At 72.7% G+C, this 4,942-nt stretch carries 4 protein-coding genes and 1 pseudogene; 1 reads left to right on the top strand and 4 read right to left on the bottom strand.

Annotated features, from left to right (window positions below):
- Positions 1–410: pseudogene (locus AB0M20_RS27275) on the top strand (glycoside hydrolase family 3); the annotation flags it as partial.
- 684 nt (positions 411–1,094) lie between these two features.
- Here AB0M20_RS27275 and AB0M20_RS27270 read toward each other — a convergent pair.
- The 4 genes from AB0M20_RS27270 to AB0M20_RS27255 form a co-directional block, all read right to left on the bottom strand.
- Positions 1,095–2,492, bottom strand: a complete 1,398-nt coding sequence (locus AB0M20_RS27270) for a carboxyl transferase domain-containing protein (RefSeq protein ID WP_364302918.1) — start codon at positions 2,490–2,492, stop codon at positions 1,095–1,097.
- A gap of 2 nt (positions 2,493–2,494) precedes the next feature.
- Positions 2,495–3,721 carry a beta-ketoacyl-ACP synthase II gene (gene fabF, locus AB0M20_RS27265; protein WP_364302915.1) on the bottom strand — a complete coding sequence of 409 codons (1,227 nt, stop codon included), beginning with the start codon at positions 3,719–3,721 and terminating at the stop codon, positions 2,495–2,497.
- A 1-nt stretch (position 3,722) separates the two neighbouring features.
- On the bottom strand, positions 3,723–3,965 hold the full coding sequence (locus AB0M20_RS27260; RefSeq protein ID WP_183226129.1) for an acyl carrier protein: 243 nt from the start codon (positions 3,963–3,965) through the stop codon (positions 3,723–3,725).
- Positions 3,966–4,006: 41 nt separating this feature from the next.
- Positions 4,007–4,942 (bottom strand): beta-ketoacyl-ACP synthase III (locus tag AB0M20_RS27255; protein WP_364302913.1); only part of this gene is annotated, 936 nt, incomplete at its 5' end.

The raw sequence follows: 4,942 nt of genomic DNA, 5'->3' as shown, positions 1-4,942 counted from the left end.
CCGTCCGTCCGGCCGCCGCCGCGGCGATCACGCTGCTGCGCGGCCGGTGCGGCGGTCCGCTGGTTAGCGGGCCCGTGCGGGTGACCGCTTCCGGCGGCCGGGAGGTCGCCCGTGCGGCGCTGGCCACGGCGCTGGGTTCGGAACTGGCTGCGGCGGAGAACGCCGGCACGGTCGTCCACCTCGTCGGGTACGGCGATGATCCGGCCGACCTGAACCCGGCCGCGGCGGTGACCGTCGTGATGGACAAGCCGGACCTGCTCGCCCACAGCTCGTCGCCGGCGTTGATCGCGACCTACTCGTCGAGCCCGGCATCGATGAGCGCGCTGGCCGACGTGCTGACCGGCCGCGCCGCGCCCACCGGCAGATCACCGGTCGCGGTCCCCGGCCTGCCGCGGACCGCTTGCAGGTAGGCCCGCCTGTGGACGAGCGGCAGAGCAGCCATGCAACGCCGGTCCGGTTTCAGCTCCGCGGATGGCAAGCTGGGCAGCCATGCGGCCTGACCGCCGGGGCGGGCTGAGTGCCGCCCGTTCCGCAGGCCGATGGTCGGCGCTCCGAGAAGGAAGCTACGGGTCGAGAGCTGAGCCGGACAAATCAACCAGACTGGTAGCCCTGCGGGCCATCGAGCCCCGGATAGCGCCGCTGAACTACCACTTCCTGCACCGGCGCCGACAAATCGACCCGAGTGGTAGCCCCAAGGGCCATCGAGCCCGCGGATAGCCCGCAGGGCTACCACTTCCTGCACCGGCGCCGACAAATCGACCCGAGTGGTAGCCCAGAGGGCCATCGCACCCGCGAATAGCCCGCAGGGCTACCACTTGCTGCGCTGACGGCCTGGCGCGACCGCAGCGGCGGCTGGTGGGCCCGGCCCTGCGGGCCGTGACGGGCGGCACCAAGCGCACCCGGCACCCCACGCCGCATGGCTGCGAACGGACCACCACGCTCGCCGCGCTGTGCGGCACCGGCCGTAGGCGCCGCCTGTGGAAGAGCGAGCGGAAATGTCGCACCCCGGCCGTAATCTCGGCCCACCCAGTGCCCGGGGTGGGGGAGGCGGCGGGGCCCGCGCCCGGCCCGAAATCAGCGCGGGCCGGTCGAGATCAGAGCGGGATGTTGCCGTGCGTCCCGCGCGCCGCCGGCGCCGCCGCCAGGGCCTCCGCGATCCGCCGCCGGGTGTCCTCCGGCTTGATCACCTCGTCGACCACGCCGATCTCCAAGGCCCGGTGCACGCCACCGGCCACCCGCACCTGCTCGGCGATCAGCGACTCGCGCACCGCCTCCCGCTGGTCCGGCGGCGCCGCGGCCAGCTTCCGGCGGTGCAGGATGTTGACAGCCGCGCTCGCGCCCATCACCGCGATCTCGGCGGTCGGCCACGCGAAGACCGCGGTCGCGCCGAGCGCCCGGGAGTTCATCGCGATGTACGCGCCGCCGTACGACTTCCGCGTCACCAGCGTCACCCGCGGCACCACCGCCTCGGCGAAGGCGTGCAGAAGCTTCGCACCGCGGCGCACCACGCCGTCCCACTCCTGACCCAGCCCGGGCAGATAGCCCGGCACGTCGACGAGCACGATCAGCGGCACGCCCTGCGAGTCGCACATCCGCACGAACCGGGCCGCCTTCTCGGCGCTGGACGCGTCCAGGCAGCCGCCGAGCCGCAGGGGGTTGTTGGCGATCACGCCGACCGTGCGACCGGCGAATCTGCCCAGGACGGTCACCACGTTCGGCGCCCACTTGGCGTGCAGTTCCACACCGGGTTCGTCGAGCAGCGCTTTGAGCAGCGGCTTCACGTCGTACGCCCGGTTCGCCTGCTCCGGCAGCAGTGCGCCCAGGTCCACGGGCCCGGCGACGTCCGCCGGGCTGAGCCGGCCCTGGCGGCCGAGCAGCGACGTCAGCTGCCGCGCCGAAGCCAGGGCCGTCTCTTCGTCCTTGGTGGTGACGTGCACGACGCCGGAGCGGCGGCCGTGCGGCTCGGGACCGCCGAGCCGCTCCATGTCGACCTGCTCGCCGGTGACGCTGCGCACCACCTCCGGCCCGGTCACGAAGATCCGGCCTGCCTTGCTCATGATCACGATGTCGGTGAGCGCCGGGCCGTACGCCGCACCGCCCGCCGCCGGCCCGAGCACCACCGAGATCTGCGGCACGCGACCGGAGGCACGCACCATCGCCGCGAAGATCCGGCCTACGGCGTCCAGCGCTCCCACGCCCTCGGCCAGCCGGGCGCCGCCGGAGTGCCACAGGCCGATGACCGGCACGCGTTCGCGCACTGCGGCGTCGATCGCGTCCACCACGTGCCGGCAGCCCTCGCTGCCCATGGCGCCACCCATCCGGGTGCCGTCGCTGGCGAACGCGATCGCCGGCGTGCCGTCGACCTCGCCGCGGGCGTACAGCACGCCGGAGTCGTCCCGCGGCACCACGAGCCGCATGGTGCCGTGGTCGAACAGGCCGCGGAGCCGGACCTCGGGGTCGCGCAGGTCGACGTCCGGCGAGGCGACGGTCATCCTCACGCCCGGGTGAAGACCAACGCGACGTTGTGGCCACCGAAGCCGAACGAGTTGTTGATCACCGCCGGGACGTCCATCGGCCGGGCCTTGTGGGCGGCCACGTCGAGCGACAGTTCGTCGTCCGGGTCGTCCAGGTTGATCGTCGGCGGGACGACGCTGTCGCGGATCGCCAGGATGCAGGCGATCGACTCCAGGGCGCCGGCCGCGCCGAGCAGGTGCCCGGACATGCTCTTGGTGGCGGTCAACACCGGGTGGTCGCCGATCGCGACTCGGATGCCGTGGATCTCGGCCATGTCGCCGACCGGGGTCGAGGTGGCGTGGGCGTTGATGTGCTTGATGTCGGCGCCGGTCAGGCCGGCGTCCTGCAGCGCCTTCTTCATCGCCCGGACGCCGCCCTCGCTCTGCGGGTGCGGCTGCACGATGTCGAAGCCGTCGGAGGTGATGCCCGCACCGGCCAGGGTCGCGTAGACGGTGGCGCCGCGGGCGGCGGCGTGGTCGGCCCGTTCGAGTACGAGCGCACCCGCGCCCTCGCCGAGCACGAAGCCGTCGCGGCCCTTGTCCCACGGGCGGGACGCCTTCTCCGGCTCGTCGTTGCGGGTCGACATGGCGCGCATCGCGGCGAAGCCGGCGATCGGCAGCGGGTGGATGACCGCCTCGGTGCCGCCGGCCAGCACCACGTCGGCGCGGCCGGACCGGATGATGTCCAACCCCAGCGAGAGGGCCTCGGCGCCGGTGGCGCAGGCGCTGGCCATCGAGTGCACGCCGGCCTTGGCGCCGAGCTCGAGGCCGACCCAGGCGGCCGGGCCGTTGGGCATCAGCATCGGCACGGTGTGCGGGCTGACCCGGCGCGGGCCGGAGGCCTCCAGGATGTCGTCCTGGTTGAGCAGGGTCTGCGCGCCTCCTATCCCGCTGCCGAAGCTGACCGCGAGCCGTTCCGGGTCGAGTCCGGAGCCGGCCAGGCCGGCGTCGGCCCAGGCCTGGTGCGCGGCGATCAGCGCGATCGCCTCGGATCGGTCGAGGCGGCGCAGCTTGACCCGTTCGATGACCTCGGAGGGCTCGACGGCGAGCTGGGCGGCGATGCGGACCGGGAGCTGTGCGGCCCACTCCTGGGTGAGCGGACCCACCCCGGAGCGGCCGGCGAGCATGGCGTCCCAGGTGGACGCGACGTCCCCGCCCAACGGGGTGGTCGCGCCGAGCCCGGTGACGACGACGTCTGTGTTGCTCATGTCAGTGGTTCGCCTCGATGTAGGACACGGCGTCGCCGACGGTCTTCAGGTTCTGCACCTCGTTGTCCGGGATCTTGACGCCGAACTTCTCCTCGGCGGCCACCACGACCTCGACCATGGACAGCGAGTCGACATCCAGGTCATCGGTGAAGGACTTCTCCTCGGCGACGTCGTCCGGGTTCACCCCGGCGACCTCCTCGAGGATCTCGGCGAGGCCCGAGGTGATCTCAGTGCGAGTTGCCATTGTCGGTGTTTCCTTTCTCGGTGGGACCGCTGGGAAGCGGTTCACGGGCAGCGGATGACCTGCCCGGCGTAGGTGAGGCCGCCGCCGAAGCCGAAGAGCAGGACCGGTGCGCCCGAGGGCACCTCGCCGCGCTCGATCAGCTTGGACAGGGCCAGCGGCATGCTCGCCGCGGAGGTGTTGCCCGACTCGACCAGGTCCTTCGCCACCACGACGTCCGGGCCGAGCCCGAGCCGCTTGACGATGCCGTCGATGATCCGGGTGTTGGCCTGGTGCGGGATGAACGCGGCCAGGTCGCTCGGCTTGATGCCGGCCTTCTCGCAGGTCTCGATCGCGAACGGGGCGAGCGCCGTGGTCGCCCAGCGGAAGACGATCTGACCCTCCTGCTGGATGTACGGCCGCCAGCCCTCGATCCGCAGCACGTCGCCCTTGTCCGGCGCCGAACCCCAGAGCACCGGGCCGACGCCGGGCTGCTCACCGTCGGGCACCGAGGTCACCACCGCCGCGCCGGCGCCGTCGCCGAAGAGCACGGCCGTGGTGCGGTCGGTCCAGTCGGTGACGTCGGAGAGCTTCTCGGCGCCGATCACGATGGCGTTGCGGGTGGCGCCGGCCCGGATGGCGTGGTCGGCGGTGCCCAGCGCGTACGAGAAACCGGAGCATGCCGTGTTCAGGTCGAAGGCCGCCGGGGCGGTGATCCCGAGCCGGGCCGCGACCCGGGTGGCCACGTTGGGGCAGCGGTCCACCGAGGAGCAGGTGGCGACCGCGACCATGTCGATGTCGGCGGCGGTGAGCCCGGAGCCGGCCAGCGCCTTCTCCGCGGCGAACGTGGCCATGTCGGCGACCGTCTCCTGGTCGGCGACCCGGCGCTCGGCGATGCCGACCCGGTCACGGATCCAGGCGTCGTTGGTGTCCACGATCTGGGCCAGGTCGTCGTTGGTGACGACTCGTGACGGCTGGTAATGACCGAACGAGAGAATGCG

The sequence above is a fragment of the Actinoplanes sp. NPDC051633 genome, from assembly GCF_040681735.1.
Taxonomy (GTDB): Bacteria; Actinomycetota; Actinomycetes; order Mycobacteriales; family Micromonosporaceae; genus Actinoplanes.
This window is presented reverse-complemented; position numbering and strand designations above follow the sequence as displayed.